The organism is Halomonas mongoliensis, assembly GCF_052496345.1.
On the sequence record NZ_CP199288.1, the window covers coordinates 3,172,502 to 3,186,317 of the forward strand.

Annotated in this window: 12 protein-coding genes; 5 read left to right on the forward strand and 7 right to left on the reverse strand. The window is 69.5% G+C overall.

Annotation, left to right across the window (positions count from 1 at the left end; all coding sequences use genetic code 11):
* Positions 1-36 precede the first annotated feature (36 nt).
* Complete coding sequence (locus ACRYRV_RS14890) at positions 37-1,680, forward strand: MBL fold metallo-hydrolase (RefSeq protein ID WP_444984617.1); 1,644 nt, start codon at positions 37-39, stop codon at positions 1,678-1,680.
* Between the two features lie 7 nt (positions 1,681-1,687).
* Here the strand turns inward: ACRYRV_RS14890 and ACRYRV_RS14895 are convergent, their stop codons facing one another.
* Positions 1,688-2,593 (reverse strand): cation diffusion facilitator family transporter, encoded by a 906-nt coding sequence (locus ACRYRV_RS14895; RefSeq protein ID WP_444984615.1) that lies wholly within the window; start codon positions 2,591-2,593, stop codon positions 1,688-1,690.
* A 109-nt stretch (positions 2,594-2,702) separates the two neighbouring features.
* Positions 2,703-3,788, reverse strand: coding sequence for a class I SAM-dependent methyltransferase (locus tag ACRYRV_RS14900; protein WP_444984614.1), 1,086 nt, complete (start codon positions 3,786-3,788; stop codon positions 2,703-2,705).
* Positions 3,789-3,889: 101 nt separating this feature from the next.
* Here ACRYRV_RS14900 and ACRYRV_RS14905 point away from each other — a divergent pair, with 101 nt between their 5' ends.
* Positions 3,890-4,909, forward strand: coding sequence for a GlxA family transcriptional regulator (locus ACRYRV_RS14905; protein ID WP_309636492.1), 1,020 nt, complete (start codon positions 3,890-3,892; stop codon positions 4,907-4,909).
* 139 nt (positions 4,910-5,048) lie between these two features.
* Positions 5,049-6,602, forward strand: coding sequence for a glutamate synthase-related protein (locus ACRYRV_RS14910; RefSeq protein WP_444984613.1), 1,554 nt, complete (start codon positions 5,049-5,051; stop codon positions 6,600-6,602).
* Between the two features lie 99 nt (positions 6,603-6,701).
* On the opposite strand, the gene ACRYRV_RS14915 is transcribed toward ACRYRV_RS14910, so the two are convergent.
* The 3 genes from ACRYRV_RS14915 to ACRYRV_RS14925 all read right to left on the reverse strand — a co-directional run bounded on the left by ACRYRV_RS14915 (position 6,702) and on the right by ACRYRV_RS14925 (position 9,341).
* A complete protein-coding gene (locus ACRYRV_RS14915; protein ID WP_253443331.1) occupies positions 6,702-7,031 on the reverse strand; it encodes a hypothetical protein in 330 nt (109 codons plus the stop codon).
* Between the two features lie 100 nt (positions 7,032-7,131).
* Positions 7,132-8,721 carry a BCCT family transporter gene (locus tag ACRYRV_RS14920; RefSeq protein WP_444984612.1) on the reverse strand — a complete coding sequence of 530 codons (1,590 nt, stop codon included), beginning with the start codon at positions 8,719-8,721 and terminating at the stop codon, positions 7,132-7,134.
* A gap of 128 nt (positions 8,722-8,849) precedes the next feature.
* Positions 8,850-9,341, reverse strand: a complete 492-nt coding sequence (locus ACRYRV_RS14925) for a CIA30 family protein (RefSeq protein WP_444984611.1) — start codon at positions 9,339-9,341, stop codon at positions 8,850-8,852.
* Between the two features lie 333 nt (positions 9,342-9,674).
* Here ACRYRV_RS14925 and ACRYRV_RS14930 point away from each other — a divergent pair, with 333 nt between their 5' ends.
* A complete protein-coding gene (locus ACRYRV_RS14930) occupies positions 9,675-10,439 on the forward strand; it encodes an SDR family NAD(P)-dependent oxidoreductase (RefSeq protein WP_253443325.1) in 765 nt (254 codons plus the stop codon).
* 39 nt (positions 10,440-10,478) lie between these two features.
* On the opposite strand, the gene ACRYRV_RS14935 is transcribed toward ACRYRV_RS14930, so the two are convergent.
* Both ACRYRV_RS14935 and ACRYRV_RS14940 read right to left on the reverse strand, forming a co-directional pair.
* Positions 10,479-10,964: an RES family NAD+ phosphorylase gene (locus tag ACRYRV_RS14935; RefSeq protein ID WP_444984610.1), complete on the reverse strand. Its 486-nt coding sequence runs from the start codon at positions 10,962-10,964 to the stop codon at positions 10,479-10,481.
* The gene (locus ACRYRV_RS14940; protein WP_253443321.1) at positions 10,964-11,401 is read right to left on the reverse strand and encodes an antitoxin Xre/MbcA/ParS toxin-binding domain-containing protein; all 438 of its coding nucleotides are present in this window, start codon (positions 11,399-11,401) and stop codon (positions 10,964-10,966) included. Before ACRYRV_RS14940 ends, ACRYRV_RS14935 begins: the two co-directional genes overlap by 1 nt.
* A 183-nt stretch (positions 11,402-11,584) precedes the next feature.
* Between ACRYRV_RS14940 and ACRYRV_RS14945 the strand changes: the two genes are divergently transcribed.
* Positions 11,585-13,795 carry an OsmC domain/YcaO domain-containing protein gene (locus ACRYRV_RS14945; RefSeq protein WP_444984609.1) on the forward strand — a complete coding sequence of 737 codons (2,211 nt, stop codon included), beginning with the start codon at positions 11,585-11,587 and terminating at the stop codon, positions 13,793-13,795.
* The last annotated feature ends 21 nt before the right edge of the window (positions 13,796-13,816 follow it).

Sequence of the window (13,816 nt, forward strand, 5' to 3'; positions counted from 1 at the left end):
TGACCTCCTGCCGGCCAACCCGGCCCCGGGCCGCCCATGACCGCGATACGTCCCGCCGCGACCCTGGCCCTGGTGCGCGACAGCGACCGGGGGCTCGAGGTGCTGCTGCTGCAACGCACCTGGAAGGCCGCCTTCCTGCCCGGCTACTTTGTCTTTCCCGGCGGCGCCGTGGACACCCGCGATCCGCAGGTCCGGGCCTGTGCCTCGGGCCGCGATGATGCCGCCGTCAGCCAGACACTGAGCCTCGACGAGGGCGGCGCCGACTACATGATCGCCGCCCTGCGCGAGTGCCTGGAGGAGGCGGGCCTGCTGCTGGCTTTGGACGGGCAGGGGCAGCCGGTGCCGGGGGATCACCCGATCCTGACCGAAGGGCGCGAGGTGCTGCGCGGCGAGGAGGTCGGCTTCCGCGAGCTGTGCGAGCGCCACGGCCTCTCGCTGCCGCTGGACCGGCTGGCCTACGTGGGCCACTGGGTGACGCCGCCGGGGGCGCCGCGGCGCTTCGATACGCGCTTCTTCGTGGCCCTGGCGCCGCCGGGGCAGCAAGCGAGCCATGACGGCAGCGAGACCATCGCCCACGCCTGGCTGACCCCCGCCGAGGCCCTGGCCGATCACCGCCATGGCCGGCTGGCGCTGGGCTATCCCACCCTGCGCACGCTGCGCCTGCTCGCCGAGTTCCGCGATGCCGAGGCGCTGCTGCGCCATGCCCACGCCAACCCGCCGACGCCACGCCCGAGCCGCTCCTGGCCCGCCCGCAAGGGGGGCGCCGACTGGCAGGTGGAGCCGGATGCGCCGGCCTATGCGGAGGTGCGCCGCCTGGACCCGCACCGCCACGGCACGGCCCACGCCGAGATCGTGCCCGGCCGGGCGGTGGCCCTGGCCCCCGGGGTGACCCGAGTGACCGCGCCCAACCCGGGGGTGATGACCGGCCCCGGCACCAACAGCTACCTGCTGGGCGATGGCCGGGATCATGTGGTGATCGACCCCGGCCCGGCGGACCCTGAGCACCTGGAGCGGCTGCTGGCGCTGGCCGGCGGGCGCCTCTCCCGGGTGCTGGTGACCCACACCCATATCGACCACTCGCCGGGGGCGGCCTGGCTCAAGGCGCGCACCGGCGCCCGGCTGGTGGGCCTGCCGCCGCCACCCGGCGCCAGCCAGGACGCCACCTTCGCCCCGGCCCACCGGCCCCGCCACGGCGAGCGCCTCGACACGCCGGCGGGGCCCCTCAAGGTGCTGCACACTCCCGGGCACGCTTCCAACCACCTCTGCTACCTGCTCGAGCCGGCGCGGCTGCTGTTTGCCGGCGACCAGGTGATGCAGGGCTCCACGGTGGTGATCAACCCGCCGGATGGTGACATGGCGGCCTATATCGCGGCCCTGCACGCCCTGGGGCAGGAGGCGTTCGATACCATCGCTCCGGGTCACGGCTTCCTCATCGGCGAGGCCCATGCGGCCCTGGACTTCCTGATCACTCACCGCCTGGCCCGGGAGCACAAGGTGGCCCGGGCCCTGGTGCGCTTTGGTCCGGCGAGCCTCGAGGCGCTGACCCGCCACGCCTATGACGACGTGCCCGAGGCGCGGCTCGGGGTGGCGGCGCGCTCGGCGCTGGCCCACCTGCTCAAGCTGGAGGGGGAGGGGCGCGCCGAGCAGCGCGACGGCGAGTGGATCTCTCGGGAGGGGTGAACCGTGCCTAGGCCCAGCGCTCGTCGGCGGTAAAGGCCACGGTAAACCAGCGCCGCTCCGGCGGGATGGAGAGTCCGGCGCTGATCTGCTCGCGGATCTCGTCCATCACCGCCACCCCCTGGCCGGCGCCGAACTCGGGCGCGGTGACGATATGGATCTCGATGAAGTGGCCGCGACCGGCCTTGGCCACGTGGCTGTGGTAGTTGAGCAGCCCCTCCCGGGCCATCACCGGCACCATGGCGGCGTGCACCTCGCGGTCGACCGCGCTCGGGGCGATCAGGAAGATCTCGCGCACCGCCCGGCGCACGATGCCCAGCGGCACCGGCATGAAGCAGGCGGTGAGCACCATCAGCAGCGCGGAGTCGACGTAGCGGGTCAGGTGGGCCCAGGCGGTGTCCTGCAGCAGCAGGGCGATGGCAAAGGCCACCAGCAGGGCGGTGGTGATCAGCGCGGCCATCAGCCAGCCCTGGATGTCGATGCGCACGAACTCGGAGTCGGCGCGGCGGTTCAGGCGCTTCTGGTAGATCACCATGCTGAAGCAGGCGATGGCCACCACTACCGCATAGGCGATGGCGAGGTCGAAGTCGAGCTCGCGGCCGCCCTCCATCAGCCCCTGAACGGCGTTAAGGAAGGCGTAGAAGCAGAGCAGCATCAGGATGGCGCCGTTGAGCGCCGCCACCAGCGGCTCCAGGTGCCAGTAGCCGTGCTGGAAGCGCTGGCTGGCCTCGCGGATGGCGAGCCGCGCCACCACCAGCGAGAGCCCCGACATGGCCGCGTCGATGGTGGAGAAGACGCCGTCGAAGAGGATCGACTGGGACCCGGCCAGCAGGCCGAAGGTGACCCCCAGGCTCGAGACGACGAGGGTGACGATGATGGAGACCTTGAGGGCGCGCTGTTCGAGGGTGGCTTGCATGTTGGCTCTGTGACGATCCGAGAGGGAAAACCCTTCATTCTAGCCGAGCGCAAAACGCCAGGCGAGGGGGCTCGCCCGGCGTCCTCGAGGCATCGGGCGGGGCCCTGGCTCAGGGCCGGCAGACGAAGTAGTCGTTCTGGATGTCGTGTTCGAGCTGCTGCACCCGGATATCGCGGAAGCCCGCCTCCTCCAGGTAGGAGAGCGCCCGCTCGCGGCCCCACATGGTGCCGAGCCCCTCGCCGCCCTGGGCCAGCGATACCGTCATGCAGTGGCTCACCGAGACGGCGTAGAGCAGTGCGCCCAGCGGGTGTTCCCGGTCCAGGTGGTGGTGGCTCGAGGCGTGGATGTCCTGCACCAGGTAGACGCCGTCCGGCGTCAGGCTGCGGTGAATGCCCTTGAGCAGCCGGCGCGGCTGGCCCTGGTCGTGGATGCCGTCGAAGGTGGTGACCAGCTCGAAGGCGCCGGGCTCGGCGGTGGCGTCGAAGTCGCTCAGGTCGCGGATCTCGAAGCTGAGGTTGTCGAGCCCCGCCGCTGCGGCCTGCTCGCGGCCCCACTCGATCGCCTCCGCCGAGAGATCGTAGCCGACGAAGCGGCTGGCCGGGTAGCGTTCGGCCATGGCCAGCAGCGCCCGGCCGCGCCCGCAGGCGCAGTCCAGCACCCGGATGCCGGCCTCGAGCCGCGCGGGCAGGCCCGGCGCCAGGGGCAGGATGGCGTCGAACAGCGCCGGCAGCACGGTCTGGCCGCTGTCGCTGGCCATTACCTCCTGGAAGCGCGGATAGCGCGAGTAGGGCACGCCGCCGCCCTCGCGGAAGCAGCGCACCACGTCGTCCTCGACGCTGCCCAGCATCGAGATGAACTGGGCATAGATGGCGAGGTTGGCGGGGCCGGCATCGGTGAGCAGTTCGGCGTGCTCGGCCGGCAGCCAGTAGGTGCCGCGCTCCGGGTCGGTCTCGATGACCCGCCCGGCCACCATGCCGCCGAGCCATTCGCGCACGTAGCGCTCCTGAAGGCCGGCCCGCTCGGCCAGCGCCTCGGGCGAGAGCGGCCCGGCGCCGGCCAGGGCCTCGAACAGGCCGGTGCGGTGGCCGAGGGAGGTGAGCAGCATCACGCCGCCCTCGTTGAGCGCCGAAACCAGACGCGACTCGAAGTCGTCGGTGCTAGCCTTGTGGGCATGGGGTATGGCGATGTCACACATGATCGGGTCCTCTTGTCGTTGTGGGGAGTGACGCGACCAGCTTAGGACCGCGGCATCGCTGACACGCAGGCGCTTCGTGCCGCAACCGGGGGTTTCCTGCCATGGGCGAGCCCGCCGCCACCATCGCACTTCTCGCGGTGCCCGAGACCACCGCCTCGACCCTCTATGGCATGTACGACCTGTTCGGCGCCACCGGCCGCGACTGGGAGCTGCTGGTGCACGGCCGCAGCGGCCCCACGCTGCTCAACCCCTGCATCCTCTCCCGGGACGGGCGGGGCTTTCGCACCGCTAACGGCGCCTGGATCCAGCCCGACGGCGCCCTGGCGGACCTGCCTGCGCCCGTGGCGATCTGCATTCCCGACCTGCTGGTGGCCCCCGAGGAGCCCCTGGCCGGGCGCTACGAGGCGGAGCTCGCCTGGCTGCGCGCGGCCCACGACCGCGACGTGCTGCTCGCCGCCGCCTGCACCGGCGCGCTGCTGCTGGCCGAAGCGGGGCTGCTCGAGGGGCAGGCCGCCACCACCCACTGGGCCTACTGCGACGTGCTGGCGCGGCGCTATCCCGGCGTGGAGGTGCATGCCCACCGCGCGCTGGTGGTGAGCGGGGAGGGCGAGCGGCTGATCATGGCCGGCGGCGGCACCACCTGGATGGACCTGGCGCTGTTCCTGGTGGCGCGGCTGGTGGGAGTCGACGAGGCGATGCACCTGGCGCGGGTCTACCTGATCGACTGGCACGGCGAGGGGCAGCAGCCCTACGCCGCCCTCATCAGTGCTCGCCAGGCGGAGGATGCGGTGATCGCCGCCTGTCAGGTGTGGGTGGCGCAGCACTACGACACCCACTCGCCGGTGGCCGGCATGGTGGAGCGGAGCGGCCTGACCGAGCGCTCCTTCAAGCGCCGCTTCAAGCAGGCCACCGGCATGACGCCCATGGACTACGTCCACACCCTGCGCCTGGAGGAGGCCAAGCAGATGCTGGAGAGCGACGAGGCGCCCATCGATGAGGTGGCCGAGCAGGTCGGCTACGCCGATCCGAGCTTCTTCCGGGCCCTGTTCCGCCGCCGCGTCGGCCTCACCCCCAGCCACTACCGGCGGCGCTTTCGCGGCATGCGGCTGCGGCTTGAGTGAGCCCCGGCGAGGGGCCGAGGCTGGGCCGGCGCTGCCGGACCCCTGCGTTTACCCAGCGCCCGCGTCGCCACTGGCGGGGGCTGGCTCCCTCTTCCAGACTGACGGCGATGCCACCTTCCCACGCACTCAGGAGCCAGCCATGAGCCAGCCTGTCATCGCCGACAACAAGCCCAAGAAGGTCACCCTGGAGAAAGGCAAGGAGTACGCCTTCTGCCGCTGCGGCCGCTCCGGCGACCAGCCCTTCTGCGACGGCTCCCACAAGGGCACCGGCTTCACGCCGCAGATGTTCACCGCCGAGAAGGACGGCGAGGCGTACCTCTGCCAGTGCAAGCAGACCGGTGACGCCCCCTACTGCGACGGTACCCACAAGCAGTTCGCCAGCGATCAGGTGGGCCAGGAGGCGCCGGAACCCGATGACGAGGGCGGCGAGGAGCGGGCCCCCAAGGCCGAGGCCACCGAGGAGGAGCCCACTGTCGCGTTCATTCACCAGCTGGCCCGGGAGGGGCTGGACGGGGTGGGGCGCCACGGCCCGGTGGCCGCCATGGGGGTGCCGCGCCATCGCCTGCCTCAGTGGGATGACCTGCAGCTGATGGTGGCGCAGCTGGCCACCCAGCCGCTGCTCGACGACGCCGAGGTGTCCACCCGCCTGGTGGTGGGCCCCGAGGCGAGAAAGCCGCTGGCCCTGGGGATGCCGCTGCTGGTCTCCGACATGAGCTTCGGTGCCCTCTCCGAGGAGGCCAAGATAGCGCTCGCCCGCGGCGCCGAGCGGGCCGGCACCGGGATCTGCTCCGGCGAGGGGGGCATGCTGCCCGAAGAGCAGGCCGAGAACTCCCGCTACTTCTACGAGCTGGCCAGCGCCAGGTTCGGCTATGAGGAGCGCCTGCTCGAGAAGGTGCAGGCCTTCCACTTCAAGGGCGGCCAGGGGGCCAAGACCGGCACCGGCGGCCATCTGCCGGGCAGCAAGGTGACCGGCAAGATCGCCGAGGTGCGCGGGCTCGAGGAGGGCCAGCCCGCCGTCTCGCCGGCCACCTTCGAGGACCTGCACGACGTGGCGGACTTCCGCCGCTTCGCCGACCGCGTGCGCGAGATCACCGGCGGCATACCCGTGGGTTTCAAGCTCAGCGCCAACCATATCGAGCGCGACATCCAGTTCGCCCTGGATGCCGGGGCCGACTACCTGATCCTCGACGGCCGCGGGGGCGGTACCGGGGCGGCTCCCACCATGTTTCGCGACCATATCAGCGTGCCGACCATTCCGGCGCTGGCCCGGGCGCGCCGCTACCTGGACGCCGAGGGGGCCAGTGGCCGGGTGACCCTGATCGTCACCGGTGGCCTGCGCCTGCCCATCGACTTCGTCAAGGCCCTGGCGCTGGGCGCCGACGGCGTGGCCATCGCCAACAGCGCCATGCAGTCCATCGGCTGCGTGGCGGCGCGCATCTGCCACACCAACAACTGCCCGGCGGGGATCGCCACCCAGCGCGGCGATCTGCGCCAGCGCCTCGACGTCGAGAAGTCCGCGGCCCAGCTCGAGCGCTTCCTGCGCGCTTCCACGGCGCTGATGCAGGTGATGGCGCGGGCCTGCGGTCACGACAGCCTGGCCGGCCTCAACGCCGACGACCTGGCCACCTGGAAGCGCGAGATGGCCCTGCTCAGCGGCGTGCGCTTTGCCGGCGTGGTCGATTCCGTGAGGTGAGCGCAGCGTTCGGCCCCGCGGCGCTCTTCCCTGGTACGAGAAGGGCCCGCGCGACTGCGCGGGCCCTGGCGTAGGCAATAGAGGGAGACGCTGGCCGGCTCAGGAGGCGTCGCGGAAGTGCTCCCAGGCGTGGTGGTAGAGCACGCCGGCATAGCCGTTGCGCTGAATGATCTTGAGGATCTTGGCGGGGTCATCGTCGTCCAGCGCCTTGTGCAGCTTCGCCCGCTGCTCCTCGTCCAGCGCTTCATACCAGCGGTAGGGCTGGCCCCTGGCGTCACCTTCCCGAGCCTTGTGCATCAGGTCCATTTCGATGCGCCCGCCGTGCCGGTAGAGGATGTCGTAGCCCTCCTGCAGCCGGTCGGTGGGCACGTCGTGCGGTTTCTCGAGACCTTCGAGCACGTTGTAGTAGTAGTAGCTCAGCGGTTGCATGGGGCTCCTCCAGCGGTGGGCCGTTGCCGATCCGTTCTTGACGGCTGTTCGAAACCTCATGGTGCCTGAACCGGTTGCCAAGGTGAATAGCTTCTGTCGCTTAACGGGCCTGGCCGGTCAGGTGCTCCGCCGGCGGCAGGATGCCCTGCTCCCGGGCCAGGGCGTAGGCGGCGCGGGGGCCGGTCCAGAGCGTGGGCAGCAGGATCAGCGAGACCGGAATGGCGGTGATCACGATGAACTGCTGCAGGGCACTGATCTGCCCCGCACCCATGTAGAGCAGGATGCCTGCCATCAGCGCCATGGCGATGCCCCAGAAGGCGCGCACCAGGCGGTGGGGGGCATCGTGGCCGGCGCAGACCACGGCGATGGCGTAGCTCATGGAGTCGCCGGTGGTGGCCACGAAGATGCTGGTCAGCAGCAGGATGGCCAGCGCCATCAGGGCCCCGCCAGGCAGGGCCTGGGCCACGGTCAGGGTCGCCACGTCGAACTGGAAGTTGTTGAGGGCTTCGCCGAGGTCGATGGCGCCGGTCAGCTGGTAGTAGATGCCTGAGCCGCCGAGCAGCGTGAACCAGATGGCGGTGGCCACCGGGGCCATCACGGCCACGGCGAGGATCATCTCGCGGATGGTGCGGCCCCGCGAGATGCGCGCCACGAAGATCGCCATCAGCGGCGCATAGCCGATGAACCAGGCGAAGAAGAACACCGTCCACCACTGCATCCACCAGGCCGGGGCGGTCTCGGCGGTCATGGTCGCCATGGCGAAGAACGACGACAGGTACTCCCCGAAGCCCTGGGCGAAGGCGTTGACCAGAAACAGGGTCGGGCCCGCCACCAGGATCACCGCGGCGATGGCCAGTGCCAGGAAGACGTTGAAGCGCGACAGCGTCTGGATGCCCTTGTGAATGCCGGTCATGGCCGAGGTGACGTAGACCACCGCCAGCAGTGCCAGGATACCGAGCTGGGTGCCGTAGCCCTGGCTGACCCCGAACAGCTCATGCAGGCCGAAGCTCACCTGGGTGGCGAGGAAGCCGATGGGGCCGACGGTGCCCGCGACCACCGCGATCACGCAGCAGGCGTCCACGATGCTGCCCAGAGCGCCCTTCATGACGCGCTCGCCGAATACCGGATAGAGCAGGGTGCGGGGCTGCAGCGGCTGGCCCTTCACGTAGTGGGCGTGGGCCAACACGATGGCGGAGAGCGAGCCCAGCACCGCCCAGGCCAGAAAGCCCCAGTGCATGAACGACTGGGCCAGGGCCCCGGCCACGGCCTCGGCGGTGCCCGCTTCGGTGTCGAAGGCCGGCGGGGTCACCACGAAGTGGTAGACCGGCTCGCCCGCGGCGAAGAAGACGCCGCCCCCGGCCAGCAGAGTGCACATGATCATCGACAGCCACTTGAAGGTGCCGATCTGCGGGCTCTCCAGGTTGCCGACCCGTGCGCTCGCCGCCGGCGAGATGGCCACGCCGATGGCGACCAGGAAGGTCAGCAGCAGCAGGAGCTGGAAGTAGGTGCCTAACGTGGCCGCCGTCCAGGCGAAGCCGGCGCCGATGGTGTCGGCGACCCGGTCGATGTCGAAGAGCGACAGGCCGACGAAGGCCACGATAAAGCCGACCGTGAGCAGCAGCACGATGGGGTCGCCGAGGCGTGAGAGTAGCGAAGCCCCGGTGGGGGCGGGGGTGTTCTGGGATGACATCCGGATGCTCTAGTGGCGGAGGAGGAGCGCGCCGAGACAGCCACGGCGCGGACTAGAGCGACAGTATGCTAACAATATTCCACTTAAGTCTGAAGTCGGGCGGTGCCTGCTGCCCGGCAAGGCACCCCTCAGGGCGTATCGAGCCACGCCAGCTCCAGGCGGAAGGGGCCGGCCTGGCGGTCGACGATCATCAGGCCCACCTGCCGGATACCGGCGGGATCGATAGGCGGGATGCCCTCCAGCAGTCGGCCGCGAAACATCGGCTTGAAGTCCTGCCAGGAGAGCTCAATGCGCTGCCACTGGTCGGCGGTGGGCTGGAACTCGGCCCGATAGGCGGCACCCCGTGGCAGCTGGTCGGTATAGAGGCGCAGCTGGTAGGTACGCCCATCGCCTCGCACCCGCAGCGCCATGCCCGCCTGGCGGGCGAGATCGAAGGCCTCGGGGTCGCGGCGCACCGAAGCGAAGCCGCCGTTGTTCTCAAGCGAGGTCTCGCCGCTGAAGACGCCAGTGCCGTCCTCAACGGTCAGGCCGCCGCGAGAGACGCCGCCCATCACGTTATCGTTGATGGCGCGCCAGCGGTTGGCTTCGCCCGGGTCCTGGAAGTCGATCAGGTAGGTCATGGGCTCACTCCGTCCCGTGTCGCTTGTCGTTCGCTCGGATATCGCCGAGGGCACTGGCACTCCCGAGATGCCCTGAGACGCCTGGCCTGGGTCATTGGCGGCGGCCAGGCCCATCATCGAGACCATCGCCATGCCGGCAGTGGCCAGCCTTCGGGCGGTATGGCGCCATGTCATCATCGCGATTCCCCTGGATGCGTGGCGAAAGGGCCTTCTCGTTGACAGGTTGTCGCAGGCCGGGGTGCGCCAGGTATCAAGTTGTCTAAGAACGGCTAGACTTTCCTAGCCCGAGCCCGATGGCGGCTCGAGAATCCTCGTCACCTCAGGGAGCATGTCATGAGCAGCTTGAAGGGAAAAGTGATCGCGATAACCGGCGGTGCGGGCGGCATCGGCGAGACCACAGCGCGGATGGCGCACGCCCAGGGGGCAAGCGTGGTGATCACTGACCGCGAGGCCGGGCCCGTCGAGGCAATCGCCCAGTCGCTGGGCGAGCGCGCAGTGGGGCTCGCCGTGGACGTTAGCCGGCGGGAGGACAACGAGCGCATGGTCGCGGCGGCGCTCAAGCACTTCGGCCGGCTGGACGGGGTGTTTCTCAACGCCGGCATCGAGGGCGAGGTGGGCCCCTTCGACAGCCGCTCCGATACGGCCTGGGAAACGGTCTTCGCGGTGAACGTGCACGGCGTGCGCTTCGGGGTGGAGGCGGCGCTGCCGGCGCTGCGCCAGACGGGCGGCGGCAGTATCGTGATCACCTCCAGCGTGGCAGGCCTGCGCGGCGCGTCCGGGCTCACGCCCTATGTCAGCAGCAAGCATGCCGTGGTGGGCATGATGCGCTGTCTCGCGGCGGAGCTCGGCCCGGAGGGCATCCGGGTCAATACCCTCAACCCCGGCCCGGTGGACAATCGCATGATGCGTTCCATCGAGGACCAGGCCAATCCGGGCCACGGTGCCGAGGTGCAGCAGGCCTTCACGGCGCGCATTCCCCTGGGCCGCTACGTCAGCAACGAGGAGTGTGCGGGGATGGCGGTCTATCTGTTTTCCGACCTGGCCTCGGGCTGTACCGGCAACACCTACGTGGTGGACGGCGGCTACTGCGCCCAGTAGGCCGAGGCGCGGGGCCGCACGGCCCCGCCCGGCGTGCCCTCAACCCCGCCGAAAGGCCCGCGGGTTGTAGCGCGCCGCCAGGGTGTCCACCAGCCGCAGCCCCGCAATGGCTTCATGCAGCGGGTTGACCACGGCGATGCTCTCCAGCCCGCCGGGCACCGCACAGCTCGGTACTCTGAGGATCAGACCACGGCGCGAGCGCAGCCACGCCGAGCCGAGCGCCTGTGTGGCGGCAGGGTAGGGGAAGCCGGCCCAGTCGTCGGGCAGCGCGCTGGGGGCCAGGGTCTCGGCCGCGTCCTCCTCCGCTTCCACTTCGTAGACCCCGAGCCGGTAGCTTGCCGGCACGTGGCGGGGCGATGGCAGGTAGTGGCTCATCTCCAGCATGGCCAGGCTGGGCGAGGTGGCGAAGTAGAGCACCGGGTCGCCCGGGCGGTTCCAGCGCGCCCCGTCCCGGTAGCTGGCGCCGGTACCGGCATAGGCCTCGAGAAAGCGTGCCGGGGCGATGCGATAGAGCCGGTTGGCCATCAGCTGAACTCGCCGTACTCGATCTTGCCCAGGGCGTCACGCACCAGCCGGCGGCCCTGGAAGGTGTCGCACAGCGATAGCGGCGTCTCGCCCGCCAGGGCGGCGACCGGGGTCGCGAGCCAGTCGGCGGCCAGCTCGGCATCATCGAACACCGCCTGGGCGTAGTGCACCAGACGCAGGGTATCGAGCACCTTCTCGCTCTCGGTGCGGCCCAGCGCCGCGCGCTTGTAGTAGCGGTGCAGGTTGCCGGAGGTGGTCTCCAGCAGGGTCACGAAGAGCTCGCGTGCTTCGGGAGTGTTGCCCAGGGCGGTAATGGCCTCGCGCACCACGCTGCCGGGCACGCCGCGGCGCACGGCGCGGATGAAAGCGGCGCTGTCGTCGAAGATGGCCGGGTCCAGGCTCTCGCTGACGACCTCGTGAAGTTCGGCAGTAGCCATGGCGGCGTCTCCTGAAGGGGGCTACCCCCAAGCGTACTGCGATTTGATGCCTGGTGCACATCATTATGATGTTTCCTGGCGTGTGCGGTGCAATTTTGTTACCTGCCATGACGCCCGGCGCGAAAAGCTGGATAATGGCGGGTTTTCCGCCCCCGCTGCCCACGCCAACCCCCCCGGTGCCCCATGGAAATCAAGGTCAACTATCTCGACAACCTCCGCCTGGAGGCCAAGTTCGACGACTTCACGGTCATCTCCGACCAGCCCATTCGTTACAAGGGCGACGGCTCGGCGCCGGGGCCCTTCGACTACTTCCTGGCCTCCTCGGCGATGTGTGCGGCCTACTTCGTCAAGGTCTACTGCAACGCCCGGGACATCCCCACCGAGAACATCCGGCTGTCGCAGAACAACATCGTCGACCCGGAGAACCGCTACAAGCAGATCTTCCGCATCCAGATCGAGCTGCCCGAGGACATCTCCGAGAAGGACCGCCAGGGCATCCTGCGCTCCATCGACCGCTGCACGGTGAAGAAGGTGGTGCAGGAGGGCCCCGAGTTCCAGCTCGAGGTGGTCGAGAACATCGACGAGGACGCCCAGGCGCTGCTGATGGGCCAGCCGGACGGCGACGACTACACCTGGATCGAGGGCAAGGACCTGCCGCTGGAGCAGACCATCGCCAACATGACCGGCATCCTGGCCGAGCTCGGCATGAAGATCGAGATCGCCTCCTGGCGCAACATCGTGCCTCATGTGTGGTCGCTGCATATCCGCGACGCCGCCTCGCCGATGTGCTTCACCAACGGCAAGGGGGCCACCAAGGAGAGCGCGCTTTGCTCGGCGCTGGGCGAGTTCATCGAGCGTACCAACTTCAACTTCTTCTACAACGACCAGTTCTTCGGCGAGGAGATCGCCGACGCCGAGTTCGTCCACTACCCCGACGAGAAGTGGTTCCAGCCCGGGCCGGGCGACGCGCTGCCGGCGGAGATCCTCGACGATTACACCCGGGAGATCTACGACCCGGAGGGGGAGCTCTGCGGCTCGCACCTGATCGACACCAACTCCGGCCGGGCGGATCGCGGCATCGTTTCGCTGCCCTTCGTGCGCCACTCCGACGGCGAGACGGTCTACTTCCCCTCGAACCTGATCGAGAACCTCTACCTCAGCAACGGCATGAGCGCGGGGAACACCCTGGCCGAGGCCCAGGTGCAGTGTCTCTCGGAGATCTTCGAGCGGGCGGTGAAGCGCAAGATCATCGAGGAGGAGCTGGCGCTGCCCGACGTGCCGGCCGAGGTGCTGGCGCGCTATCCGGAGATCGTCGAGGGCATCGAGGCGCTGGAGGCCCAGGGCTTCCCGGTGCTGGTCAAGGATGCCTCGCTGGGCGGCCAGTTCCCGGTGATGTGCGTCACCCTGATGAACCCCAAGACCGGCGGCGTCTTCGCCTCTTTCGGCGCCCACCCGAGCTTCCACGTGGCCCTGGAGCGCACCTTCACCGAGCTGCTGCAGGGGCGCAGCATCGAGGGCTTCAACGACTTTCTGCCGCCCACCTTCAACTCCATGGCGGTGACCGAGCCCAACAACTACGTCGAGCACTTCATCGACTCCTCCGGGGTGATCTCCTGGCGCTTCTTCAGCGCCCGCTCGGATATCGACTTCTGCGACTGGGACTTCTCCGGCAGCGGCGCCAACAGCAACGAGCAGGAGGCGGCGACCCTGTTCGGCATCCTCGAGGAGCTGGAGCTCGAGGCCTATGTGGCCGTGCGCGACGAGCTCGGCGCACCGACCTGCCGCATCCTGGTGCCCGGCTTCTCCGAGGTCTATCCGGTGGAGGATCTGGTGTGGGACAACACCAACGTGGCGCTGCAGTACCGTGAGGAGATCCTCAACCTGCACCGCCTGGAGGATGACCGGCTTGCCGACCTGCTCGAGCGCCTGGAGGAGAGCCAGCTCGACGAGCACATGGACATCATCACCCTGATCGGCATCGAGTTCGACGAGAACACCGAGTGGGGCCAGCTCACCATCCTCGAGCTGAAGCTCTTGATCAACCTGGCGCTGGGCCAGCAGGAGGAGGCCCTGGAGCGGGTCGAGATGTTCCTGCAGTTCAATGACAACACCGTCGAGCGCAACCTCTTCTACCGCGCGGTGCAGGCGGTGCTGGAGATCGTGCTGGATGACGAGCTCGAACTCGACGACTTCCGCCACAACCTCGGCCGCATGTTCGGCGAGGCGACCATCGAGGCGGTGATAGGCTCGGTGCTGGGCAGGGTGCGCTTCCACGGCCTCACGCCCACCAGCTTGGCGCTGGAGGGGCTGGAGAAGCACCAGCGCCTGATCGAGAGCTACAGGAAGCTCCACGCCGCCCGGGCCCGCCGGGCGGGGATGCGCGCCCCGGCCTGAGCGAGGGCGGCGTCGCGCCGC